At 32.1% G+C, this 25,745-nt stretch carries 19 protein-coding genes; all 19 read left to right on the top strand.

Annotated features, from left to right (window positions below; translation table 11 throughout):
* Positions 1-37 precede the first annotated feature (37 nt).
* On the top strand, positions 38-1,267 hold the full coding sequence (locus C1X07_RS02625) for an HD domain-containing protein (RefSeq protein ID WP_103068776.1): 1,230 nt from the start codon (positions 38-40) through the stop codon (positions 1,265-1,267).
* A gap of 24 nt (positions 1,268-1,291) precedes the next feature.
* Positions 1,292-2,320 carry a UDP-3-O-(3-hydroxymyristoyl)glucosamine N-acyltransferase gene (gene lpxD, locus C1X07_RS02620; RefSeq protein WP_103068408.1) on the top strand — a complete coding sequence of 343 codons (1,029 nt, stop codon included), beginning with the start codon at positions 1,292-1,294 and terminating at the stop codon, positions 2,318-2,320.
* A complete protein-coding gene (locus C1X07_RS02615) occupies positions 2,313-3,716 on the top strand; it encodes a bifunctional UDP-3-O-[3-hydroxymyristoyl] N-acetylglucosamine deacetylase/3-hydroxyacyl-ACP dehydratase (RefSeq protein ID WP_103068407.1) in 1,404 nt (467 codons plus the stop codon). The genes lpxD and C1X07_RS02615 overlap by 8 nt, the downstream gene beginning before the upstream one ends.
* A 13-nt stretch (positions 3,717-3,729) precedes the next feature.
* Positions 3,730-4,512 (top strand): acyl-ACP--UDP-N-acetylglucosamine O-acyltransferase, encoded by a 783-nt coding sequence (gene lpxA / locus C1X07_RS02610; RefSeq protein WP_066309476.1) that lies wholly within the window; start codon positions 3,730-3,732, stop codon positions 4,510-4,512.
* A gap of 39 nt (positions 4,513-4,551) precedes the next feature.
* On the top strand, positions 4,552-5,118 hold the full coding sequence (gene efp, locus C1X07_RS02605; protein ID WP_103068406.1) for an elongation factor P: 567 nt from the start codon (positions 4,552-4,554) through the stop codon (positions 5,116-5,118).
* 288 nt (positions 5,119-5,406) lie between these two features.
* Positions 5,407-6,345, top strand: a complete 939-nt coding sequence (locus C1X07_RS02600; RefSeq protein WP_103068405.1) for a UDP-3-O-(3-hydroxymyristoyl)glucosamine N-acyltransferase — start codon at positions 5,407-5,409, stop codon at positions 6,343-6,345.
* Entirely contained in the window at positions 6,338-6,745 is a 408-nt protein-coding gene (locus C1X07_RS02595; protein WP_103068404.1) for a nuclear transport factor 2 family protein, read from the top strand. Before C1X07_RS02600 ends, C1X07_RS02595 begins: the two co-directional genes overlap by 8 nt.
* Positions 6,746-6,903: 158 nt before the next feature.
* On the top strand, positions 6,904-7,797 hold the full coding sequence (gene sucD, locus C1X07_RS02590; RefSeq protein ID WP_103068403.1) for a succinate--CoA ligase subunit alpha: 894 nt from the start codon (positions 6,904-6,906) through the stop codon (positions 7,795-7,797).
* Between the two features lie 252 nt (positions 7,798-8,049).
* Positions 8,050-9,084 carry a LacI family DNA-binding transcriptional regulator gene (locus tag C1X07_RS02585; RefSeq protein WP_103068402.1) on the top strand — a complete coding sequence of 345 codons (1,035 nt, stop codon included), beginning with the start codon at positions 8,050-8,052 and terminating at the stop codon, positions 9,082-9,084.
* A gap of 499 nt (positions 9,085-9,583) precedes the next feature.
* A complete protein-coding gene (locus C1X07_RS02580) occupies positions 9,584-12,742 on the top strand; it encodes a TonB-dependent receptor (RefSeq protein ID WP_103068401.1) in 3,159 nt (1,052 codons plus the stop codon).
* 303 nt (positions 12,743-13,045) lie between these two features.
* A complete protein-coding gene (rbsK, locus tag C1X07_RS02575) occupies positions 13,046-13,951 on the top strand; it encodes a ribokinase (RefSeq protein ID WP_103068400.1) in 906 nt (301 codons plus the stop codon).
* Positions 13,952-13,974: 23 nt separating this feature from the next.
* Positions 13,975-15,576 carry an amidohydrolase family protein gene (locus C1X07_RS02570; RefSeq protein ID WP_103068399.1) on the top strand — a complete coding sequence of 534 codons (1,602 nt, stop codon included), beginning with the start codon at positions 13,975-13,977 and terminating at the stop codon, positions 15,574-15,576.
* A gap of 12 nt (positions 15,577-15,588) precedes the next feature.
* On the top strand, positions 15,589-16,518 hold the full coding sequence (locus tag C1X07_RS02565; protein WP_103068398.1) for a nucleoside hydrolase: 930 nt from the start codon (positions 15,589-15,591) through the stop codon (positions 16,516-16,518).
* A 200-nt stretch (positions 16,519-16,718) separates the two neighbouring features.
* Positions 16,719-17,939 carry a nucleoside permease gene (locus C1X07_RS02560; RefSeq protein WP_103068775.1) on the top strand — a complete coding sequence of 407 codons (1,221 nt, stop codon included), beginning with the start codon at positions 16,719-16,721 and terminating at the stop codon, positions 17,937-17,939.
* A 108-nt stretch (positions 17,940-18,047) separates the two neighbouring features.
* A complete protein-coding gene (locus C1X07_RS02555) occupies positions 18,048-18,458 on the top strand; it encodes a LacI family DNA-binding transcriptional regulator (RefSeq protein WP_103068397.1) in 411 nt (136 codons plus the stop codon).
* A 27-nt stretch (positions 18,459-18,485) separates the two neighbouring features.
* Positions 18,486-19,451, top strand: a complete 966-nt coding sequence (locus C1X07_RS02550; protein ID WP_103068396.1) for an isopenicillin N synthase family dioxygenase — start codon at positions 18,486-18,488, stop codon at positions 19,449-19,451.
* A 261-nt stretch (positions 19,452-19,712) separates the two neighbouring features.
* On the top strand, positions 19,713-22,694 hold the full coding sequence (locus C1X07_RS02545; RefSeq protein WP_103068395.1) for a M16 family metallopeptidase: 2,982 nt from the start codon (positions 19,713-19,715) through the stop codon (positions 22,692-22,694).
* A 144-nt stretch (positions 22,695-22,838) separates the two neighbouring features.
* Positions 22,839-23,585 carry a 3-oxoacyl-[acyl-carrier-protein] reductase gene (gene fabG, locus C1X07_RS02540; RefSeq protein WP_103068394.1) on the top strand — a complete coding sequence of 249 codons (747 nt, stop codon included), beginning with the start codon at positions 22,839-22,841 and terminating at the stop codon, positions 23,583-23,585.
* A gap of 111 nt (positions 23,586-23,696) precedes the next feature.
* Positions 23,697-25,727 (top strand): hypothetical protein, encoded by a 2,031-nt coding sequence (locus C1X07_RS02535; protein ID WP_103068393.1) that lies wholly within the window; start codon positions 23,697-23,699, stop codon positions 25,725-25,727.
* Positions 25,728-25,745 lie beyond the last annotated feature (18 nt).

The following is a 25,745-nucleotide window of genomic DNA, read 5'->3' as shown; positions in this document are numbered from 1 at the left end:
ATATATGTATATTTGCCCCTGTAAAGGTAAAATCAACTTGAAAAAAAGAAATAAGCTCAAAATATTAAACGACCCAATTTACGGTTTTATTACGATACCTAATGAACTAATTTTTGATCTGATCGAACATAAGTATTTTCAGAGGTTACGTCGTATATCCCAAATGGGACTTTCGTATTTGGTATATCCTGGAGCACATCATACTCGTTTTCATCATGCATTAGGATGTATGCATCTTATGCAAAAAGCAGTGAGAGTTCTTCGTTTTAAAGGGGTTGAAATTTCTGAAGAAGAAGAAGAAGCCTTGTGTATTGCTATTTTATTACACGATATTGGGCATGGTCCTTTTTCTCATGCTATGGAGCATAGTATTGTAAATGAAGTAAATCATGAGTCCATTTCTCTTATGTTTATGGAGAAAATCAATGAAGATTTTAACGGTAGTTTAACGCTTGCTATCCAAATTTTTAAAGGAGAGTATCATCGTGATTTTTTACACCAATTGATTTCGAGTCAATTAGACATAGATCGTTTGGATTATTTAAAACGAGATAGTTTTTATACAGGGGTAGCTGAAGGAAACATCAATAGTGAGCGCTTAATTACAATGCTTACTGTAGTTAATGATGCTTTGGTTGTAGAAGAAAAAGGTATTTATTCTGTAGAAAAGTTTCTGTTAGCAAGAAGATTAATGTATTGGCAAGTGTATCTTCATAAAACAAGTTTAGTAGCTGAAAATTTGTTAATAAGAGTGCTGAAAAGAGCTAAAGAATTAGTCGAAAATGGAGAGAAGTTAAAAGGAAGTGAAGCATTACAGTTCTTTTTAGAAAATAAAATCACATCAGAAAACTTTACTCCTCAGGTTTTAGAAACATTCTCTAGGCTAGATGATTATGATATTGTATCGGCAATGAAAGAATGGTCAAATTCAAATGATTTTGTGTTAAGTATGTTATCATCCATGATTATTGATAGGGATCTTTTAAAAATAAAAATCAAAAAGAAACGTTTCCAAAAACAGAAAAAAGAAAATCACATTAGAAAGATTAAGGAAAAATATAAAATCTCTGATGAAGAGGCTCAGTACTTTGTTTTTGATGGTACTATTTCAAACCAAGCATATGATCTTAATAAACAGAATATAAACATTTTATATAAATCAAAAAAGATAGAGGATATTGTTAAAGCTACAGATCAGTTTAATTTAGAGGCTTTAGCAAAACCTGTTACTAAATATTTTATGTGCTACCCAAAGCATAAACATTAATACATTTTTTATACTTTTGCTAGAATGATTTTTACAGCCACACAGATTGCGGGTATTTTAAACGGAGAAATCGAAGGAGATGAAACTGTTGAAGTATCTAAACTAGCTAAAATTGAAGAAGGAACAAAAGGTTCTTTAACCTTTTTGTCGAATCCTAAATATACACAGTACATATATTCTACCGATGCATCAATTACTATTGTAGATAAAAATTTTGAGGCAGAGTCCGAAATTAAGACTACACTAATAAGAGTTGATGATGCTTATAAAGCATTTTCTCAATTGTTAGAATATTACAATATGGTGAAAATGAATAAATCTGGAATAGAGCAACCTAGCTTTATTTCAGAAACAGCTTCTTTTGGAGAAGCTATTTATTTTGGAGCATTTTCTTATGTTGGTGATAATGTTAAAATAGGCGAAAACGCTAAGATTTTTCCTAATGTGTATATTGGAGATAATGTAACTATAGGCAATAATGTAATTGTTTTTGCCGGAGCCAAAATCTATTCTGAATCTATAATAGGAAATGACTGTGTTATCCATAGTGGTGCTATAGTAGGTGCAGATGGTTTTGGGTTTACACCCAATGAAAAAGGAGAATATAGCAAAGTACCTCAAACCGGTAATGTTATAATAGAGGATCATGTTGATGTAGGAGCAGGAACTACAATTGATAGAGCTACATTAGGCTCTACAATTATTCGCAAAGGAGTAAAATTGGATAACCAAATACAAATAGCTCATAATGTAGAAATAGGAGAGCATACTGCGATTGCTGCCCAAACTGGTATTGCCGGATCAACCAAAATAGGTAAGCATTGTTTGATTGGTGGTCAAGTAGGGATTGCAGGACATCTTGTAATTGGTAATAAAGTACGAATCCAGGCTCAATCTGGAATAGGAAGAAATATAAAAGACGGAGAAGCCATTCAAGGATCTCCGGCTTTAGGGTATTCTGACTTTAATAAATCTTATGTACACTTTAAAAACCTTCCTAAAATAGTAGAAAGAATATACAAACTAGAGAAAAAGACAAATAATAATGAGTGACGCTGTTGTGAGCAAACAAAGAACTATTAAAGAGGAAGTAAAGCTTACGGGGGTAGGCTTACATACCGGAAAAGAAGTTACCTTGACTTTTAAACCAGCTCCTGAAAATCATGGATATGCTTTTTGCAGAATTGATCTTGAAGGAAATCCTATTATCGAAGCAGACGCTAATTATGTTGTAAATACGCAACGAGGAACAAATTTAGAAAAGAATGGTGTAAGTATTCAAACTTCTGAACACGTTTTAGCAGCTTGTGTTGGTTTAGAAATTGATAACCTTTTGATAGAATTAAATGCTTCAGAGCCACCTATAATGGATGGATCTAGTAAGTTTTTTATTGAAGCATTAGAGAAAGCAGGTATTGTAGAGCAGGAATTAGATAGAGAAGAATATATTGTAAAAGATGTAATTTCTTATATCGATGAAGAGTCAGGAAGTGAGATTATTGTAATGCCGTCTGATGAATATCAGGTGACAACCATGGTTGATTTTGGTACTAAGGTTTTAGGAACCCAAAATGCCTCTTTAAAACATCTTTCAGATTTTAAAAAGGAAATAGCAGACGCAAGAACTTTTAGTTTTTTGCATGAATTAGAGATGCTATTAGAACATGGTTTAATAAAAGGAGGTGATCTTAACAACGCTATTGTATATGTTGATAAAGAATTAAGTCCAAGTACTATGGAAAAACTTAAGGTAGCTTTTGGGAAAGAATCCATAGCTATCAAACCTAATGGTATTTTGGATAATTTAACTTTGCATTACCCTAATGAAGCAGCACGTCATAAATTGTTAGACGTTATTGGAGATTTAGCATTGATTGGAACCAGAATTAGAGGTAAAATTATAGCAAATAAGCCAGGGCATTACGTAAATACACAATTTGCCAAAAAGCTTTCTAAGATCATAAAAATTGAGAAACGTAATAAGGTACCTCAGTTTGACTTGTCTAAAGAGCCGTTAATGGATATCAATAAAATTATGAATATGCTACCGCATAGACCTCCTTTTTTATTGATTGATAGAGTCTTGGAGATGTCTGATAGCCATGTTGTTGGACTTAAGAATGTGACAATGAATGAACCATTCTTTGTAGGACATTTCCCTGGTGCACCAGTTATGCCTGGAGTTTTACAAATAGAAGCAATGGCTCAAACAGGTGGGATTTTAGCACTAAGCACAGTGCCGGATCCAGAAAATTACCTAACCTATTTTATGAAAATAGATAAGGTAAAATTTAAACAGCAAGTATTACCAGGAGATACTTTGATATTTAAACTAGAGTTAATAACCCCGATTCGTAGAGGTATTTGTCATATGCAAGCTTTTGCCTATGCCAACGGTAAATTAGTTACCGAAGCAGAACTTATGGCACAAATCGTAAAATCAAAATAACAATAAAGAATAGATGAATCAACCATTAGCATATGTTCATCCAGGAGCAAAAATTGCAAAAAACGTTGTAATAGAGCCATTTACTACAATACATAACAACGTAGTTATTGGAGAAGGTACCTGGATAGGTTCCAATGTTACGATTATGGAAGGAGCTCGAATCGGAAAAAATTGTAGTATTTTTCCTGGAGCCGTTATTTCAGCTACTCCTCAAGATAAAAAATTTAATGATGAAGATACTATAACCGAAATTGGAGATAATACCACCATTCGGGAATGTGTTACAATCAATAGGGGAACTGCGGATAGAATGAAAACCAAAATTGGTAAAAATTGTTGGATTATGGCGTATTGCCATATTGCTCACGATTGTATTGTGGGAGACAACTGTATCTTTTCAAATAATAGTACTTTGGCAGGGCACATTAATGTTGGAGATTATGTGGTTCTGGCAGGTATGGCCGCAGTACAGCAATTCTGTAGTATCGGTAACCATGCATTTGTAACAGGAGGATCATTGGTGCGTAAAGACGTACCTCCTTATGTTAAAGCTGCTCGCGAACCTTTATCTTATGTAGGTATTAATTCTATCGGTCTACGTCGTAGAGGGTTTACCACAGAGAAAATAAGAGAAGTACAAAATATATATCGAATATTATATCAGCAAAATTATAATAATACTCAGGCAGTAGCAATAATTGAAGCTGAAATGGAAGCTACTCCTGAACGAGATGAAGTTTTAGAATTTATTAAAAATTCTCAAAGAGGAATCATGAAGGGGTATTTTTCTAATTAAATAATTCGAAGAGATAATAATCAAAGAAATTAAAGAATAATGGCAAGTACTAGTGATATCAGAAATGGATTGTGTATTAGATACAATCATGACATTTATAAAATTATTGAATTTTTACACGTAAAACCTGGTAAAGGACCTGCTTTTGTACGTACAAAGTTAAAAAGCGTAACCACAGGAAAAGTAATTGATAATACATTTTCTGCCGGACATAAAATAGATGATGTACGTGTTGAAACACATAAGTTTCAATATTTGTATGCAGAGGGAGATACCTTTCATTTTATGAATACCGAAGATTATAACCAAATTACATTAGAAAAGTCTAGCTTGGACGCTCCTGGATTATTAAAAGAAGGAGAAGTAGTAACTGTAATTATCAATTCTGAAGACCAAATGCCGCTTTCTGTAGAAATGCCAGCAAGTGTAGTACTAGAAGTAACAGCAACAGAACCTGGTGTTAAAGGAAATACAGCAACTAATGCAACTAAACCTGCTACTGTAGAAACAGGTGCCGAAGTTATGGTTCCTCTTTTTATAAACGAAGGAGATAAAATTAAGGTAGAAACAGAAAAAGGAACGTACAAAGAAAGAATCAAAGAATAATGGCTTATTTTTTGTGACAAAGTTTTCAGACATATGTCCTAAGTGTCTTTAAAGTAATTTGGGATTGTTAATTCTTAAAACCTTTTTAGTATGAAAATTTTGTTAAATTTAGACGGCGTTAAAATTTTAACCAAAAATTCTCAGAAAACTTTAAATGGGGGTATCGACCAGGTCACGGAGATGATTGCATAGAGACAGGAGAATGTAAATGGGCGCCATTTGTATGTATTGGAGGTCATTGTTTATACCCTGATGAGTATTAGATATATTAAAAAAATGAAATAATTAATGAAATTTCCTCAAGCGCATACACTACAGCAAATAGCAACAATTATTTCTTCAGAATTTGTAGGTGATCCCGATTTTCCCGTTTTTGGAATGAACGAAATTCATGTGGTTTCTCCAGGGGATATTGTTTTTGTGGATCATCCTAAATATTATGACAAAGCTTTACAGAGTGCCGCTACCATAATTTTGATTAATAAAAGTGTAGATTGTCCAGAAGGAAAAGCATTATTAATATCGGATGACCCTTTTAGAGATTTTAATAAACTAACAACATATTTTAAACCGTTTAAAAAAGCTAGTTCTTTAATATCTGATACAGCTAAAATAGGGAAAAATTCGATTATCCAACCTGGTAGCTTTATTGGAAATAATGTAGTTATTGGCGATAATTGCAGAATTCATGCCAATGTAAACATTTATGACAATACAATAATTGGTGATAATGTTACGATACATTCAGGAACCATTTTAGGTAGTGATGCTTTTTACTATAAGAAAAGACCCGAAGGATTTGATAAACTAATTTCTGGAGGTAGAGTTGTTATAGAAGATAATGTTGATTTAGGAGCTTCTTGTACTATTGATAAAGGAGTTACAGGAGATACTACCATTAAAGAAGGAACTAAAATTGATAACCAGGTTCATGTAGGTCATGATACTTCTATTGGAAAAAAATGTTTGATTGCTTCGCAAGTTGGTATAGCTGGTTGTGTAGTTATTGAAGATGAAGTAACAATCTGGGGACAAGTGGGAATTACCAGTGCCATAACTATCGGTACAAAAGCTGTAATCTCTGCACAATCTGGAGTTAGTAAATCTTTAGAAGCAAATAAAAGTTATTTTGGTACACCAGCAGATGATTTTAGAAAAAAATATAAAGAGATTGCTGCCATAAGACAGATCCCTGATTTAATAGATAAATTAAATAAGAATGAGTAAAGTGGTTAAGGATATTGTAAGATCCTTTTATGAAACTGATCTTATACACAATACTGAAGCTTTTTCTAGGTATTTACATCCTGAAATCGAATTGTACTGGAATAGTAGCTTTGGTTTTACTAAAAAAGATTTTGACAGTATAAAGAAGATGTTTACAGAAATGTCTTTCTCTTTTGAAGCATTAAGATGTGAAATAAGTCACCTTATCGCAGAAGGAGATACAGTTACTATTCGGCATACTTATTTTGTCAAAACAATAGAAGCTCCCGATAAAGAAGAGGCTGTAGCTCATTTTATCACCATTTGGGAACTTAAAGACGATAAATTATATAAAGGATATCAGATAAGTCAGCAAGGAGATAATACGCCAGAAAATATGATGTCATTTATTTCAAAATAATTAAATTATACTGATTTCTTAGGCTTCTTAATTATTCTTAGAGCCTGTTAAGGCAAGAAAATGAAAAATAAAAAATATTTTCTTATTTTTCATTTTAACTATAGTGTTCAAAAGCGTACTTTTGAGGCTCTTAAAAAAAAATAAAAAATCATAACGCAATGAGTGTTTTAGTTAATAAAGATTCAAAAATTATTGTACAAGGTTTTACCGGTAGTGAAGGAACTTTTCATGCGGGTCAGATGATAGAATATGGTACAAACATTGTTGGTGGTGTTACCCCAGGTAAAGGAGGGCAAACTCACTTAGATAAACCTGTTTTTAATACTGTTGAAGATGCAGTAAGAGAGGTAAAAGCAGATACAACAATTATTTTTGTACCACCAGCATTTGCTGCAGATGCAATTATGGAAGCTGCGGATGCAGGAATAAAAGTGATTATTACTATCACAGAAGGTATACCAGTTGCGGATATGATTACAGCATCAAATTATATCAGTGATAAAGACTGTAGACTTATTGGTCCAAACTGCCCAGGAGTAATTACCCCAGGAGAAGCAAAAGTTGGGATCATGCCAGGATTTGTATTTGAAAAAGGAAATGTTGGTATTGTATCTAAGTCAGGAACGTTAACATATGAGGCTGCTGATCAGGTGGTTAAGCAGGGGTTAGGTGTTACTACTGCAATAGGAATAGGAGGAGATCCTATTATAGGGACTACAACAAAAGAGGCTGTAGAATTATTAGTGAACGATCCAGAAACCTTATGTGTGGTAATGATTGGTGAAATTGGAGGTCAGTTAGAAGCTGATGCTGCAAGATGGGTAAAAGAAAGTGGAACCACTAAGCCAATTGTTGGTTTTATTGCAGGTGAGACTGCACCAGCAGGTCGTACAATGGGGCATGCAGGAGCGATTGTTGGTGGTAGTGAAGATACAGCTGAAGCTAAAAAAGCTATTATGAGAGAGTGTGGAATTCATGTTGTAGACTCTCCTGCAGAAATAGGTAAAAAAGTAGCAGAAGTACTAAAGCTAGAAGGAAAACATTCAGGATAGGTATCAGTAAGAAACATTACAGGTAAATATTCCTTAAGACAAAAAATCCATGATACATCATGGATTTTTTTTGTTAATAAATCAATCAGATATTCATTAGCAATAGTGAGTATCGCATAGTATTTAATACAAAAGAAAATAGTTATATATTTATACAGAACAAGGAGAAGACAAATTAGTAGGATAATCTCTGAGCTATAATACCTTTGTTTGTCAATACAAAATTTTAATATTCATTAGGGGAGAAGAATAATGCCAAAGAATAAAGTAACCATTCAATCAATTGCTGATGCTTTGGGAGTATCAGTTTCTACTGTTTCGCGAGTAATGAATGGAGTAGGAAAAAAATATAGGATAAGTACTAAGACCAGAGATGCGATACTGAAAACTGCAGAAGAACTAAATTACACACCTAATAAGATCGCAAAAAGTCTTCGGTTGCAAAAAACATTTACAATTGGACTTATCATACCTGATATTTCTAATCCATGGTTCTCTAAGATAGCAATGAAAATTGAAGAAGAATCAAGAAAGAAAAAGTATAACGTCTTTTTATGCAATACTAATGGTGATATCAATATAGAAAAGGAATCTCTAGAATTGATGGAAAATTGGCATGTAGATGGGGTCATAATTGTTCCTATAGGCTTAGAATATGAGCATTTGCAAAAATCATATAAAAATGGGATGCCTTTGGTTTTTGTGGATAGATTTTTTGATGGAATTGATATACCGTATGTATCTACCAATGATTTGGAAGGAGCATATGAAGCAAATGAATATTTGATCAAAAAAGGGCACAGCAATATTGCTTGTATCCAAGGATTAACCGGTACTTCTCAAAATACGCAAAGGGTAAAAGGGTATAAAAAAGCATTAGAAGACAATAATTTACCTTACAGAGAAGATTTTATTTTGGGACATGATTTTGGATTTCAAAATGGATATGACCAAGCAAAGAAAATTATATCACAATTGCATAAAACCAAAATAACCGCAATTTTTTCTACAGGAAACCAAATAACCCTAGGTATCTTAAAGGCACTAAAAGAAAAAAATATTCGAATTCCAGAAGATATCTCATTGATATCATTTGATGAAAACAACTATTCTGAGTTGTTATACACCCCTATATCGACAGTATCTCATGTCGACGAAAAAATAGGGGATAAGGCCATAGAACTACTATTTAATCAGATAAACAAAACAGTTGCTAATAATAACTATATTTTGACACCGACATATTTGATAAAAAGGGATTCTGTAAAGGAGTTAAAAGAAGCATAAAAGAAGCTTACATTTCTTGGTCTTTAATTTACTCAATATGCTTTGTAAAAGGGCTCAAATGCACCTTTGTTTTTATTCAATTGTTGGACATGTGATATTTAAACGAAAACAAAACTTGGTTTTAGAATTATGCGGTATTTTGTTAATTTAATAAGTTAATTTTTAGTTTTATGTTAAATTTTTGAAGAAATACTATGTTTGGAAAAATTTTAGTAAGATGTTTGTTTTCAGGTTGTTATTTGTTTTTTTCTAAGTTTATTTTTGATTTTTTGTTTGATCTGATGTTTTGAAGAATTTGGATACTAAAAAAAAATAATTAAATTGCACAAACGTTTGCGCAATAAGCATTATGAATGCTCCAAAGAATATTGCTCAATGAATTTTGAATAAATGTAGATAGTCTCAATCAGTTTTTAAACTGTTATCAGACTATTAATTTTCTTAAAACCAGCAACAACAAATTGTACTAACGTATTAAGCTAATTTAATTTTTGCTATTATGAAAAAAACATTTCTTTTTGCCATTTTGTTATTGTTCTTTGGGGGAACAATATTAGCACAAGTAACAACGTCAAATATTAGAGGTAAGGTGTTTGATGATCAGAATATTGCTTTAATGGGAGCAGATGTTATTGTTATACATACTCCAACAGGAACAAAATATGGTGGCATAACTAACGGAGACGGAAGATTTAACCTATTAAATTTGAGGGTAGGTGGACCATATACTATTACAATATCTTATTTAGGATTTAATAACTATCAGCAAAATGATGTGTTTCTATCTTTAGGAAAAACATTTGAACTAGATGTTCAATTAAGTCCAGATACAGAAACATTAGGAGAAGTGATCGTAGTGTCCGATGGATCCGGAACTTTTAATGGTGATAGAACAGGATCGGTAACTAGTGTTACCAGTAGTCAATTAAAAAAACTACCTACTATTTCACGTTCTGCTCAGGATTTTACACGATTAGAACCAACAGCTAGTGGTAATTCTTTTGGAGGAAGAAATGACCAATTCAATAATTTTTCATTAGATGGGGCTATCTTTAATAACCCATTCGGTTTGGATTCACCAACTCCAGGGGGGCAAAGTGGAGCACAACCAATTTCTTTGGATGCTATAGACCAAATTCAGGTATCTACAGCTCCATATGACGTTACACAGTCTGGATTTACTGGTGCGTCTGTAAATGCCGTAACAAAAAGTGGAACCAATGAATTTCATGGTACAGTATATAGTTTTTATAGAGATGAAAGCCTAACAGGTAATAAGATAAAAGGAGAAAAAGTTATACGACCAGACTTGAGTCAGTATCAATATGGAATTAGTCTAGGAGGTCCAATTGTAAAAAATAAACTATTCTTTTTTGCTAACCTCGAAAGTGATCAAAGAGAAGATCTGGGAACCAATGGATTTATTCCTAATACTGGCTCTGGAGCAATCAATGAATCTAGAGTGTTAGAAAGTGATTTAATAGCTGTACAACAAGCCTTGGGTGCACTTGGCTATAATACTGGGGCTTATGATGGATTCACTTTTGGAGCAGAATCTATTAAAGGAATTTTAAAGTTGGATTGGAATATTAATTCTAAAAATAGATTAGCATTTATCTACAATTTCTTAAGAGCTTCAAAAGAGTTACCTGCTCACCCAACAGCAATTGGAGCAAGAGGTCCAAGTTTTGCCACATTACAATTTGAAAATTCTGGATATGAAATTAATAACAGATTACAATCTTTTCAATTAGAATTAAACTCTACTATTTCTGATGTAATAACAAACAAACTTCAGATAGGATATTCACATTTTGATGATTTTAGAAATCCATTATCAGCACCAGCACCGAGTATAATTATTCAGGATGGAGAAGAGAGCAATTATATTGTTGCAGGACATGAACCTTTCTCAATTCATAATGAAGTAGACCAAAAAGTAATTCAATTCACTAATAATTTAAATTATTTTGTCGGAAATCATACATTAACGGCAGGGGTCTCGTTTGAAAAATTTGAATTTGATAACTCTTTTAATTTAACAGCATATGATAATTTTGGGGCAGGAGCCAACTATTATGGGTTATTTAGACCTTATGCTAGCGTTGCAGATTTTTTGGCTGATGCAGCCGATCCAAATGGAGGTATAGCCGGAAACCTACAATTTGCACAAAATGCATTTACAACAAGTAATCAATTAGGAACAGGTACACCTGGAGGATGGTCGTTGGCAGAAACTAATGTAGGGCAACTGGCATTCTATCTACAAGATGAATGGAACATTTCTGACGATTTTAAATTAACCTATGGTGTACGTTTTGATAAACCATTGTTTTTTGATACAAAGGATAAGATTAGAGAAAATATTGAGCGAAAAGGAACTTATGATCCTACTATTTCTTATTTCAACCCACAAACAGGGCAAGAAGTAAGAATAGATTCTGAAGAGTTACCAAATGATGATTTTTTAGTCTCACCAAGATTAGGGTTTAACTGGAATATAAATGGAGAATCAAAAACACAAGTAAGAGGAGGAACAGGTGTGTTTACTGGGCGTTTTCCTTTTGTATGGATTGGGAATCAAGTACAAGGAATTGATTCTTTCTTTTATCAAACCGTAAGTCCAGATTTTAAATTTCCTCAAGTATGGAGAACTAATATAGGTATTGATCATAAAATAAAAGGAGGATTGACATTTACCGCAGATATCGCTTATACAAAAGATATTAATGCTCCCCATGTTCAAAATTGGGGACTAAGAAACCCTTCTGGGACATTAAATGCCCCAGGAGATAATCGTCCGGTGTATAGCGATGCGGATAAAGGAAATAATGGATACGTATTTATTAATTCTGATAAAGGGAGAATATGGAATGCTTCATTAAAAGCACAAAAAACATTCAATAACGGAATATATGCTAGTCTTGCATATAGTTACCTCAATGCCAAAGATGTAAATTCGATAGAAGCTGAGATTACAGGAGATGCATTTGATTTTAATCCAGTATCGGGTAATGCCAACGATGATGTCTTGGCGCATTCTAAATATGGAGATACTCATCGATTCATAGGTGTCGGGTCTAAACAATTCATTTATGGGAAGAACCAAAAATGGAGTACAACAATTTCTACGTTTTTTGAATATGCCCAAGGAGGAAGATTTAATTATACGTATGCAGGAAACATAAATAATGATAGTTCCCTTCAAAACAATGATTTAATATACATTCCTACAGCTGCAGAAGTGCAACAAATGCAATTTACAGGAGCAGGTCAGGCAGAAGCATTAGAAGCGTACATCCAACAAGATGAATATTTAAGTGAAAATAGAGGAAAACTATCAGAAAGATACGGAGCACTGGCACCGTGGCGAAGTAAGTGGGATGTAAAATTGCTACAAGACTATAATTTTAATATCAATGATAAAAAGCAAACTGTACAATTTAGTATAGATATCCTAAACTTTGGAAATCTTTTAAATTCGGATTGGGGTGTTGTATCACAACCAAATACGCTTAACCCTTTATCAGTATCTGTTGATCCAAATACGAATGTACCTATCTATACTTTTGATCCAAGCCTAAGAAAAACTTTTGGATCTGATGCTAGTTTATTATCTAGATGGCAGATGCAGTTTGGTTTACGCTATATTTTCTAAAAAAATGTAGCCCTTTGATTTATAATTTGAGTTAGATTTAGGGAATATTACTTTGAATTTAGCTATAGATAGAAAATGACTCATATTGATGTATATTTTCTTAGATCTAACTCAAGTATTATTATGTTTTTTGAGACGTATATAGAAAGTATTACTAAATTTAAAAAAGTCAAGTTAAGAGCTTTTTATTTGTGATATTTATCATCAAAGTATGTAAATGAAAGAGAAGGAGTGTTGTAAATTCTGTTTTGTAAATAATACCTAAGTAAAATTGTTTTAAACTAATAGATAAAAGAATATAGAATGAAAAAAATTATAACTGTAATAGGAAGTTATAATCATGATATGGTGTTTCAAACTCCGTATTTTCCAAAGCCCGGAGAAACAATCACTGCAAGAAGTTTTGAAATGTTTTCTGGAGGAAAAGGAGCCAACCAAGCGGTAGCGGCATCAAGATTAGGAGGAGATGTTTTTTTTATTACAAAAGTTGGTAATGATGAATTCGGAAGTACATCAAAGGAAAAATTTTCCAAAGATAGTATCCGTACTAATTATATTCTTCAAGATACGAGCCTACCTTCTGGAACCGCAATAATTATGGTAAATGATGAAGGGCAAAATTGTATTGTAATAACACCTGGAGCTAATGATAACCTTTTACCTCGAGATATTGATGCGTGTTGTTTGGCTATAGAAAAAGCAAATTTTGTATTGATACAACTAGAAATACCATATCGTACAGTAGAACATGCTCTGGAGCTAAGTCATAATATGAAAAAGAAGATTATTCTAAATCCTGCGCCTACTGTCCCTTTAGAAGATCATGTGTATCAAAAATTACATTTAATTACACCCAATCAGACAGAAGCATCATTATTAACAGGGATTGAAGTAGAAAATGAACAATCTGCATCTATGGCAGCTGATGTATTTCTTAAAAAAGGAGTGCAAAATGTAATTATTACTTTAGGCGAAAAGGGAGCTTATTTTAAAAATAGTGAAGAACAGTTTTTGGTACCCATACAAGAGGTAGAAGTAAAGGATACTACAGGTGCAGGAGATATTTTTAATGGAGCATTAGTTGTTGCATTATCAGAAGGAAAGAATTGGAGGCAAGCTGTAGAGTTTGCCAACTTAGCATCCTCAATAGGAGTAAGTCGTTTGGGAGCGCAATCATCTGCGCCATACAGAAATGAAATCTCTATGTAACAAGGATTAAAAAGAAAGTATGTATGAATAAAAAAAATACAATATATAAGATATGTATACAAAAACATAAGACGAATACGATAAGTATTATATCTAAAAGTCTTACAATATTAATAGTATTCCTAGTTTCTTTTGGTTGTAAAAACGAGAACAACACTCCAAAAGTAACACCTCAAAATGATATTCAAAATGAAAAAAGAAAAACACTGGTGGATATTCAAGAGAGATACTCATTTGATACTGATGTTCAATTAACTAAAGCAGAATTAGAATTAGATAAAAAAATAAAAAGCTATAGAGATGCTTTTGAAAAAAATCGCAAAAGAGATAACATTGCCTTTTACAATCAACCTTTTCACGTCATTCAACCCATTATTGATTCGTCAACTCTATATAAGGTATTAGAAATAATGCCTAAAGGAGGTTTATTACATACTCATAGTATTGGAATGACAGATATAAAATGGCTTATAGAGGAGGCTATTAATACTCCCAACACTTATGTGTATGTTGGCAAAGACACCGATAAACATATTTATGGAGAGCTAGCTGTTTTAAAAGAAGAAAGCGTTACTGATGGGTTTGTTTTATTAAAAAATAAGGTAAGATCAAATATTAATTTTAAAACTGAATTGTATGAATTATTGGTATTAAAAAGGACTTCGCTTTCGGACAATATGGAGTATTGGGTTGAGTTCGAAAAAAGATTTAAAAGAGTCAGCCAATTACTTAATTATAGACCAATTTTTATAGCATATTATAAAAAAGCATTTTTAGATCTAATAGATGATAAGGTGTCTCATGTAGAAATAAGAATGATTTTTGATCATTTGTATGATTTAGAAAAGAGTAGCTATCCAATAGAAACAATGATACTTGACCTAAAGGAAATTGTAAAAGAAATAAATAATGAAGGAAAAGAATTAAGTATTAGTTTAATATATACCAGTTTTAAATTTTTTAATGTTGAGCAAGTTGATAAAGAGATTGATAAAGCATTTTATTTAAAAGAAAAATTCCCGGATATGATTTCTGGATTCGATCTTGTAGCCGAAGAAGATAAAGGAAATAGTATTAATTATTATGAAAAAAGTTGGGAAAAGATAGATTCTTTGTCTTTAAAACATGGATTAGAGTTACCACTTTTTTTACATGCTGGAGAAAGTAAATCAATTACAAATACAAATCTTGTAGATGCTTCAGTTTTGAAGAATAAGAGAATTGGACATGCCTTAAATTTGGTTTTATTTCCCGAAGTAATGAAGCAGGTAAAAGATGAAAATATGCTTGTAGAAGTATGCCCAATCAGCAATCAAATTTTAGGTTATGTAAATGATCTGAGAAATCACCCAGCAAGAATATTATTAGAGAATGGAATTCAATGTTCTATTAGTAGTGATGATCCAGGAGTATTTGGATATGAAGGATTGAGTTATGATTTCTGGATGGTATATATGGCATGGGAACTGGATTTAAAAGCAATTAAAAAATTGGTTTTAAATTCTATTACTTATGCCGGTTTGACTGATGAAAAGAAAGAAATATTGCTTTTAAAATTAAAAAAAGATTGGGATGTATTTATAAATCAGGGAAACCTAATAATGAATGAGCATTTTACAAATTAAACAAAACCCAAGATGAAAAGAAAATTTATTATAGATACCGATACTGCTTCTGATGATGCTGTAGCATTAATTATGGCAATGAATTATCCAGATGTAGAGATAGAAGGATTTACACTTGTTGCAGGAAATGTAAAACTAAAACAAGGAATACAGAATGCAATGTATACGATGTCTTTATGTAATAAAAACATACCCGTATATCCTGGTATAGATAAACCGATGATGAGAACCTTAAATACTGCAGATCATGTTCATGGAGTAGACGGTATGGGGGATATCGGATTACCACTTTCTGGATTTGTCCCGGAAAAAAAACATGCAGTATCTGCAATTATAGAAAAGATTAATCAATTCCCAAATGAAATTACTTTGGTATGTCTGGCACCATTAACCAATATTGCTGTTGCATTGCTCATGGATAGTTCTATTGCAAGTAAAGTAAAAGAATGTATTATTATGGGAGGAGTAGGAAAAGGTAGAGGTAATGTTACTCCAATTGCAGAATATAACTTTTGGGCGGATCCAGAAGCAGCAAAAATAGTTTTCGAATCTGGAATGCCAATAAAAATGGTCGGTTGGGATATTTCAAGGAAATATGCAGTATTCGACAATGAAGATGCCAATAAAATTAGAGAATTAGGGACTCCCTTGGCTAATTTCAGTGTTGATATTCAGAAAAAGTGTGATGAGTATGCAAGAAATAGTTCGTTGATAAAAGGTTTTGATTTGCCAGATCCAATTGCAATGGCAGTAGCATTGGATAAAACCATCGCCACCGAGGTAAAAAAAGCACATGTGACCATTCTAACTAATGACGATTATTCTAGAGGGCAAAGTGCAATAGATTATACTGGTTCGACACTAAAAAAGCCGAATGCAGAAATAGTGCTAAAGGTAGATAGAAAAGGTTTTTTAAAAATACTTTACGAATCCCTGTCTTAGGAGATATTCTTTTATAAGTATTAAACATTTTTTTGATGTTAGAGAAATACATATTTCTCTGACAAGGGCATTCTTTTGCTTTTTTTTAAGCAAATAGGAAGAGAGAGTATTACTCTGTATGTTTTTGAAAAACAAGGTTTTGAATTGTGTTTTGCTTACTTAAATAAAAAATGAAAGTAAGATTCTGTGATATTAAAATTATGAATATAAAAAAAAGGTTAACGATTTTAAACTTCCTCGAGTTTTTTTCATGGGGAGCATGGCTTCTATCGGCTGGAGCCTATATGGTGATGACTTTGGGGTTTAGTGGTGTTCAGGTTGGTGCTGTATATGCAACTTTAGGACTGGCATCAATATTTATGCCTCCAATTATGGGGATTATTGCAGATAGGTGGTTAAATGCAGAAAAACTACTGGCTATAAGTCATCTTTTTCTTGTAGGGCTATTTATTTTGTTAACTAGAGTTACAGACTTTGACTCATTTTATATACTAATGTTTATTACTTCAATGATATATATGCCCACCTTAGCTCTAAATAATGCGATCTCATACCATAATCTAGAAAGTAGAGGGTATGACTCTTTTAAAAGCTTTCCGCCAATTAGAGTTTGGGGAACAATTGGTTTTGTAATTGCTGCATGGATCATTGATTTGGCAGGCTACAAAGTAGGTAAGGAACAATTTTATATTGCCGCTTTTTCATCATTGATTCTGGGGATATACGCCTTTACTTTACCAACTATGCCTATCGTGAAAAACAATGATAAGACAATGTATCAACGATATGGCTTGGATGCTTTTGTTTTACTAAAAAATAAGAACCTGGCAGTTTTTTTCCTTTTCTCTGTTCTTTTGGGAGCGGCTTTGCAAATTACAAATATATGGGGGGTTCCATTTTTGAATGATTTTGAGTTGGATTTTAAAGATTCTTTTGTTGTTAAACACTCTGTTTTTTTGATGTCATTGTCTCAGATATCTGAGGTCGTCTTTATTTTGGCAATACCATATTTTTTGAAAAATTTTGGTATTAAAAGGGTTGTGTTAATTAGCATGTTCGCTTGGGTCTTTCGTTTCGGTTTTTTTGGAATTGGAAGTCCCGAGGGAATAGGTTTATTGTTTTTAGTTTTATCTATGATAATCTACGGAATGGCCTTTGATTTTTACTTTATTTCGGGTTCACTGTTTGTTGATAAAACTGCCAATTCAAAAATACGATCCAGTGCACAAGGGCTATTTATGATGATGGTGAATGGCTTTGGGGCCGTATTAGGAGCATATGCAAGCGGTTTTGTAGTTGATTTTTATACAATAAATGGCGTAAGGGATTGGAGTACCATATGGTATGTATTCGCAATATATGCTCTAGTCACAGGAATTACATTTATGTGGACTTTTAAATATAAGCATACTAAGGAATAATAAGATCTAGGCAATAACAAAAATATGAAGATAAAGCTTTATTGATGTAATAAATATAAAGTGTGATTATAAAAGAATATATAAGCATACATTAACCAAATTATAAATATGAAAAAGAGAGTCACTTTAAAAGATATATCAGAAATATCAGGGTTTTCTGTATCAACAATATCAAAAGCACTACATGATGATGAAGATATAAGTTATGATACCAAAGTAAAGGTTAAGAAATTAGCTTCGATATATAATTACGTTCCCAATTTTTTGGCCAAATATTTAAAGTATCAAATACCAAATGTAATTGGTGTATCTGTTCCAAAAAATAAGGATTGTGATGTAACCAAAATAGTAAAAGAGATTGCTCGTATCCCTTTGTTAAAAAAGTGTGAATTGGTTAATTATCAATTAGAAAATGATAAAGCAAATGTTGATACAAGAATACAAAGCAGAATCAAAGGAGATATTGCAGGAATCATAGTTCTGTTTTCTGATAAAGAAGTAAATAAAAAACAAGAATAATAAAAGAATAAATTAATACAAGTCATTATGGATAAGAACAGTATAAAAAGGGTAGATTATTTAGATTTTGTATCAAAAGATTTAGATAAAAGAAATCAATTTATTAAAGATTTTGGAGATTCATTTTCTAATATGGGATTTGCAATTGTTGCTAATCATGGAGTTTCGGTCGAATTGAAAAAAAAACTTTATGAAACTGCTAAATCGTTTTTTTCGTTATCAGATGGGAAGAAAATGAAATTTCAAAAAAAAGAAAGTTCAGGGCAACGAGGTTATATTGCTAAAAATATAGAAACAGCCAAAGGAAGAAAGGTTCCCGATTTAAAAGAATTTTATCATATTGGTCAAGAAACCGATAGGGCAACATTGAGTAACTTTGGATATCCTCAAAATGTATGGCCTGATACAATTCCTGGTTTTAAGAAATATGGGATAGAAGTGTTTAATACATTAGAAAAAACAGGTAAAAATTTATTAAAAGCCATTGCTTTGTATCTCAATTTACCAGAGAATTATTTTGATGATAAGATAGAAAATGGCAATAGTATTTTGAGGTTGTTGCACTATTATCCTTTAAATGAGAGCGATCTCAAAAACCCTCAATCAGTAAGAGCTGCTGCGCATGGGGATATAAACTTAATCACTCTTTTGATGGGGGCAAATGCAGATGGGTTGCAAGCCCAAACATTAGCAGGGGATTGGTTAGATGTTAAACCAGCACCCGATGAGATTGTAATTAATGTAGGTGATATGCTGGCTCGTTTAACGAATGACAAATTACGCTCTACTATACATAGAGTGATAAATCCAACCGATTTAAATAAGTTAAAAACCTCTCGATATTCAATGCCCTTTTTTTTACATCCAAACCCTAATATGGATTTGACTTGCTTAGAAAGCTGTATTTCTTCAGAAAACCCCAAAAAGTATGAAGACATAACCTCTGGAGAGTTTCTAAATGAGCGTTTGGTAGAACTAGGTCTTAAAAAATAAAATATTGATTGATCTTAGTTGATAAGGAAAGTTGCTCCTAATTGGATAAGGATATCAACTTCTTATAAGCATTCACATTATTGTTTTTATACTAGTATTGTTACTTTTTTAAACTTTTGTATTTAGGACATTTCTTGTTAAATAAAACTTAAAAACTGTAACATTGATATTAAGTACGCGTATTATAGTAAATTAATTATAAACTAACTCATATAATTAACTCAGGTGTGTATTCACCATTGTAAAACAATAATTATACATATGAAATTATTCAAAACAGTTTTACTCTTGCTGCTAGCGATAGGTGTAAGCAATTGTAAACAATCAACATCAGAGACAGATGTTTCTCAAGAAATTAAAACTGAACAGCATACCGATGCTGCTGGTTTTAGTTATGAAACAGTTACTAATGATCCAACAGGATTAAGGCTATATACTTTAAAAAATGGATTAAAGGTATATCTAGGAAAAAATGAAGAAGAACCAAAAATTCAAACCTTGATAGCTGTTAAAGCTGGTTCGACTTATGATCCTGCTGATAATACTGGTTTAGCTCATTATCTAGAGCATATGGTTTTTAAAGGAACAGATGAGATCGGTACTCAGGATTTTGAAAAAGAACAAGTGTTTTTAAAAGAAATTTCTGACTTATACGAGCAACACAAAGCAGAAACAGATCCTGAAAAAAAGAAAGAAATCTATAAAAAGATAGATGAAGTATCCCAAGAAGCTTCTAAAATATCTATAGCTAATGAGTATGATAAACTAGTAAATTCATTAGGAGCAGAGGGAACTAATGCTTTTACATCAAGCGAGCAAACGGTTTATGTAAACAAAATTCCTTCTAATGAATTGGATAAATGGTTAAACGTTGAGAGCGAAAGATTTAGTCAGGTAGTATTACGCTTGTTTCACACGGAGCTCGAAGCAGTATATGAAGAATTCAATCGTGGACAAGACAGCGATGGGCGTAAGCAATATTTTGCTGTTTTAGAAGGGTTATATCCTAATCACCCTTATGGTACACAAACCACTATTGGTAAATCTGAACATTTAAAGAACCCATCTATGGAAGCTATTCATGCTTATTTTGATAAGTATTATGTACCAAATAACATGGCAGTTATTTTGGTAGGCGATATAGATTTTGACAGTACTGTCAAAAAAGTAAATGATGCATTTGGTGGATACAAGTCTAAAGATGTAACGCATCCTGATTTTCCAAAAGAACCGGCTTTAACTTCACCAGTTAAAAAAGAAGTATATGGACCTACAGCAGAATCTATATATGTTGCATTTAGAACTGATGGTTTTGGTTCTGAAGAGGAAAAAATGGTTACACTAATCGACTACATTTTAGCAAACTCACAAGCAGGACTTATAGATCTGAACCTAAATCAAAAACAATTGGTGCAAAATGCATCATCTTTTACCAATTTTGATAATGATTATGGGTTTCACCTGTTGTATGGATCCCCAAAAGAAGGACAAACTCTTGATGAAGTTAAAGGGTTATTACTTAATGAAATTGAAAAAATTAAAAAGGGTGAATTTGATGATTGGCTGATTGATGCAGTCGTAAATGATATGAAATTGACCAGAGTAAGGCAATTTGAAAATGCAAGTGCTACTGCCTATGAATATTTGGATACTTTTATCCACTTTAGTGATTGGAAAGATCGTTTGGTAATGCTTGATCAGATGAACAAGATTACAAAACAAGAAATTATTGATTTTGCAAACAAACACTATGGTAATAACTATGTAGAAGTTCATAAAATAAAAGGGGAGGATAAAAACATTGTTAAAGTACAGAACCCTGGAATTACTCCAGTAGAACTAAATAGAGATAAAGAATCTAAATTTGTACAGGATTTTAGAAAGGTAGAAACACCTCCTTTACAACCTAAGTTTATTGACTATAAGACAGCTATCAAATCTAAAGAAACCAAAAATGGTATATCAGTATCCTATATAGAGAATAAAAACAATGATTTGTTTGATCTGAATATAATTTTTGACTTAGGATTTGATCATGATAAAAAGTTATCAATTGCTTCTGGGTATTTTGATTATTTAGGAACTGATAAGTATTCTCCAGAAGAACTTAAAAAAGAATTCTATAAACTAGGAATTAATTATAGTATAAACTCTTCCGCAGATAGAACTCATGTAGGGATTTCAGGATTAAAAGAAAATCTGGATAAAGGATTAGCGCTATTAGAAGATTTATGGAAAAACGCAGTCCCGGATCAAGAAGCTTATAGCAAGTACGTAGATCAAATAGCAAAAGGAAGACAAGATGGTAAAACCCAAAAAAGAAATATTCTTTGGAACGGTCTTATGAATTATGGAAAATACGGTGAAAAGTCCCGATTACGTAATATCTATACTATTAAAGAATTAAAAGAAATTAACCCTCAAGAATTAGTGGATAAAATTAAAGGGCTTTACAATCTAAAACAACGAGTATTTTATTATGGAAAAGATATCGACTTGGCAATAGCCTCTCTGGATAAAAATCATGTAGTAAATGGAGAATTGAAGGATTATCCAGAAAAAACAACCTATGTAGAGAAAGAAACAGGTGGGAATGTGTATTTTGTAGACTACGATATGGTGCAAAGCGAAATGATATTTCTTGCCAAAGGAGCAGAATTTGACCCTCAAAAAATGGCGGCTTCAAGCTTGTTTAATACCTATTTTGGAAGTGGATTGTCTTCAATTGTATTTCAAGAAATCAGGGAGTCAAAGTCTTTAGCATACTCAGCATTTTCGCAATACAGTAATGCTAGTAAAAAAGGAGATTCAAACTACCTATATGCCTATATAGGTACTCAGGCAAACAAAATGCCAGAAGCAGTAGATGCGATGATGGATTTGATGACAAATATGCCCGAAGCTGAAGAGCAATTTAACCAAGCCAAAGAAGCCACACTAAAGAAAATTGCGGCAAAAAGAATTACAAAATCTAATATATTCTGGTCATATGAAAGCCTTAAGAAAAGAGGAATTGATAATGACAACCGTAAAGAGATGTATGAAACCATTAAAAACATGACGTTGGCAGACCTTAAATCGTTCTTTAATGAAAATATTAAAGGCGAAACATACAATATTCTTGTCATTGGTAATAAAAAAGAAGCAGATATGGAAGCTTTATCCAAATTAGGTGTTGTTAAAGAAATGGATATCGATTATCTTTTTAATTATGAGAAGAAAAATGAGGATATAAAACTATAAAAATTGATAAACAATTATTTGTTTATAAACCCTGTGAGAAATCACGGGGTTTATTGTTGATGACCTGTTTGTAATTCTTATATTTGAATTCAAATTGCAAATTATAAATGGTATAGAATACCAATAAAAATAGAAATATAAAGAATGAGTCTTTTACAAGGTAAAACAGCTATTATCACTGGTGCTACCCGTGGTATTGGCAAAGGAATTGCAGAGGTTTTTGCACAACAAGGAGCTAATGTAGCTTTTACATACAGTTCTTCTGTTGAAGCAGCGAATGCATTAGAAAAAGAACTTAATGAATTAGGGATTAAAGCAAAAGGATATCAGAGTAACGCTGCAAGTTATGATCAGGCGCAAGAACTGATTGCAGATGTAATTGAAACATTTGGAAGCATAGATGTTCTAGTGAATAATGCCGGTATAACCAAGGATAACCTTCTAATGCGAATGAGCGAAGAAGACTTTGATAAAGTTATCGAAGTAAACTTGAAGAGTGTTTTTAATATGACAAAAGCTGTTCAAAGAACTATGCTCAAACAACGAAAAGGAAGTATAATCAATATGAGCTCTGTAGTAGGAGTGAAGGGTAATGCAGGGCAGGCAAATTATGCAGCTTCAAAATCTGGGATTATTGGATTTTCTAAATCAGTTGCATTAGAGTTGGGATCCAGAAACATTAGAAGTAATGTTGTTGCTCCCGGTTTTATTGAAACTGAAATGACAGAAAAACTCGATGAAAAAGTAGTGGAAGGATGGCGCAATGCGATACCACTAAAACGAGGAGGTACCCCAGAAGATATTGCAAATACTTGTTTATTTCTAGCAAGTGATTTAAGTGCTTATGTTACAGGACAAGTACTCAATGTTGATGGAGGAATGCTAACCTAAAATCAGAAGAAATACGTGTGAAGCAGAAGGTAAGAAGTATAAGATAGTTTATTGTACTTGGTACATCTTTTATACTTCATACTTCTATAATCTGACTTCTAATTTTACCAAATGCAAGCACAAACAATTTTACTGATTATAGCCTCTTTTATAATTGCACTGATTATAGTGCTGTTTCAGTATTTGTATAAAGCAAAAAGCAGGAAAAAAAATGTCCTGCTTTTTGCTTTTTTACGTTTTTTAAGCATTTTTGGGCTTCTCTTGCTGCTTATAAACCCTACCTTCAAACAAAATACTTATTATATAGAGAAACCTAACTTAATTATTGCTGTTGACAATTCCTCTTCTATAAAGCATCTGAAACAAGATCAAAATATTATTGAATTTACTAAAGGAATTTCAGAAGATAAAGAATTAAATGAAAGGTTTGACATAACGTATTACTCTTTTTCGGATAAATTAAATGATTCTCTATCTCTTTCTTTTAACCAAAAACAAACCAATATATCAAAAGCATTAGAAGAATTAGACCAGATTTATAAAAGTGCAATTGCCCCAACAATTATTATTACCGATGGTAATCAAACATATGGGAAAGATTATCAATATAGTAGTATAGGGTATAAACAAGCAGTATACCCAATTATTTCAGGCGATACCATTGCAGTTGTAGATACAAAAATTCAACAACTTAATGTAAACCGTTATGCATATCTAAAAAATAAATTTCCGGTAGAGGTTATACTTACTTATTCAGGAGAGAAAGATGTAACTAGTACTTTTCAAGTAAAATCGGGCAATATTACTGTTTTTTCTCAACCAGTTTCTTTTTCAGAAGAAAAAAATTCTACAGTAATTAATTTTACTTTGCCTGCAGCAAGGGCAGGAGTGAGTCAATTTGTTGCAAATTTGATTCCTTTGGATAACGAAAAAAACACAATTAATAATAATAAAACTTTTGCTGTCGAAGTAATTGATCAAAAAACTAATGTTCTTTTAATAAGTGATATTGTACACCCAGACCTTGGCGCAATTAAAAAAAGTATTGAAAGTAATGAAAGAAGAAGTATAACGATTAATAAACCTCAAGAAGTAAAGGATTTGAATGATTATCAACTGATTATTTTATATCAACCTAATCCAAGATTTAGAGGAGTGTATGAAAAGTTAAATGCTTTAAAAAAGAATTATTTAACCATTACAGGAACAAAAACAAATTGGGTATTTCTTAATAAGATACAGAACAAATATACTCAAGAGATAACACGACAAAATGAATATTATGTTCCCCGGTTCAATAGTAACTATGGAGCATTTCTTATAGAAGATATTGATTTTCAAAATTACCCTCCTTTAATAGGAGCTTTTGGAGAAGTTAATATTCACTCAAATTATGATCCTTTGTTGTATCGAACAGTAAATAATATAGATACCGAAGAAGTATTATTGACTACCATTGAACAAGATGGAATAAGAGAAGGAGTATTATTTGGAGAAGGTATCTGGAGATGGAGAGCACAGAGCTATTTGAATACTCAAAAATTTGAGGATTTTGATGAATTCTTCAGTAAAATTGTTCAATATCTGGCATCTAATAAAAGGAAGAGTAGGTTAAACACAATTTCAGAATCTTTTTATTACGGTAATGCTAGTATAATTATCAAAGCAGAGTATTTTACCAAAAACTATGAATTTGATAGAAGAGGAAACTTGAGAATTTCTATTAAAAATAAAGAGACTGAGAGCACTCAGACTATCCCAATGTTGATAAGAAATAACTCTTATGAAGTGGATTTGAGTAATTTGGAAGCAGGAAATTATGAATACACAGTAACAGTTTTAGGCGAAAATATTTCCCGTTCAGGGAGTTTCTCAATACTAGAGTACGATGTAGAACAACAATTTCTTAATGCAGATGTAACAAAACTCAAGCAAGTTGCTACTAATACTAATGGAAAGCCATACTATTTGGATCAGAAAAATGTTTTGATAAAAGAACTACTAGAAGACCAAAGGTATCAAACTATTCAAAAAAGAAAGGAAAATGTAGTATCTTTAATAGATTGGAAATACCTCTTGATAATTGTTATTTCTTTACTTACAATAGAATGGTTTGCACGAAAATATAACGGACTTATTTAAAATTAAAAACTCAAAATT

Source organism: Aquimarina sediminis, assembly GCF_002895435.1.
Lineage (GTDB): Bacteria > Bacteroidota > Bacteroidia > Flavobacteriales > Flavobacteriaceae > Aquimarina > Aquimarina sediminis.
Note: the sequence above shows the minus strand (reverse complement) of the source record. Positions and strands in the feature narration are given on the sequence as shown.

What these genes read in the sequence shown, in the direction of transcription:
- lpxD (WP_103068408.1), top strand. Translation starts at nt 1,292, where the DNA reads ATGATTTTTACAGCCACACAGATTGCGGGTATTTTAAACGGAGAAATC.
- C1X07_RS02615 (WP_103068407.1), top strand. Translation starts at nt 2,313, where the DNA reads ATGAGTGACGCTGTTGTGAGCAAACAAAGAACTATTAAAGAGGAAGTA.
- lpxA (WP_066309476.1), top strand. Translation starts at nt 3,730, where the DNA reads ATGAATCAACCATTAGCATATGTTCATCCAGGAGCAAAAATTGCAAAA.
- efp (WP_103068406.1), top strand. Translation starts at nt 4,552, where the DNA reads ATGGCAAGTACTAGTGATATCAGAAATGGATTGTGTATTAGATACAAT.
- C1X07_RS02600 (WP_103068405.1), top strand. Translation starts at nt 5,407, where the DNA reads ATGAAATTTCCTCAAGCGCATACACTACAGCAAATAGCAACAATTATT.
- C1X07_RS02595 (WP_103068404.1), top strand. Translation starts at nt 6,338, where the DNA reads ATGAGTAAAGTGGTTAAGGATATTGTAAGATCCTTTTATGAAACTGAT.
- sucD (WP_103068403.1), top strand. Translation starts at nt 6,904, where the DNA reads ATGAGTGTTTTAGTTAATAAAGATTCAAAAATTATTGTACAAGGTTTT.
- C1X07_RS02585 (WP_103068402.1), top strand. Translation starts at nt 8,050, where the DNA reads ATGCCAAAGAATAAAGTAACCATTCAATCAATTGCTGATGCTTTGGGA.
- C1X07_RS02580 (WP_103068401.1), top strand. Translation starts at nt 9,584, where the DNA reads ATGAAAAAAACATTTCTTTTTGCCATTTTGTTATTGTTCTTTGGGGGA.
- rbsK (WP_103068400.1), top strand. Translation starts at nt 13,046, where the DNA reads ATGAAAAAAATTATAACTGTAATAGGAAGTTATAATCATGATATGGTG.
- C1X07_RS02570 (WP_103068399.1), top strand. Translation starts at nt 13,975, where the DNA reads ATGAATAAAAAAAATACAATATATAAGATATGTATACAAAAACATAAG.
- C1X07_RS02565 (WP_103068398.1), top strand. Translation starts at nt 15,589, where the DNA reads ATGAAAAGAAAATTTATTATAGATACCGATACTGCTTCTGATGATGCT.
- C1X07_RS02560 (WP_103068775.1), top strand. Translation starts at nt 16,719, where the DNA reads ATGAATATAAAAAAAAGGTTAACGATTTTAAACTTCCTCGAGTTTTTT.
- C1X07_RS02555 (WP_103068397.1), top strand. Translation starts at nt 18,048, where the DNA reads ATGAAAAAGAGAGTCACTTTAAAAGATATATCAGAAATATCAGGGTTT.
- C1X07_RS02550 (WP_103068396.1), top strand. Translation starts at nt 18,486, where the DNA reads ATGGATAAGAACAGTATAAAAAGGGTAGATTATTTAGATTTTGTATCA.
- C1X07_RS02545 (WP_103068395.1), top strand. Translation starts at nt 19,713, where the DNA reads ATGAAATTATTCAAAACAGTTTTACTCTTGCTGCTAGCGATAGGTGTA.
- fabG (WP_103068394.1), top strand. Translation starts at nt 22,839, where the DNA reads ATGAGTCTTTTACAAGGTAAAACAGCTATTATCACTGGTGCTACCCGT.
- C1X07_RS02535 (WP_103068393.1), top strand. Translation starts at nt 23,697, where the DNA reads ATGCAAGCACAAACAATTTTACTGATTATAGCCTCTTTTATAATTGCA.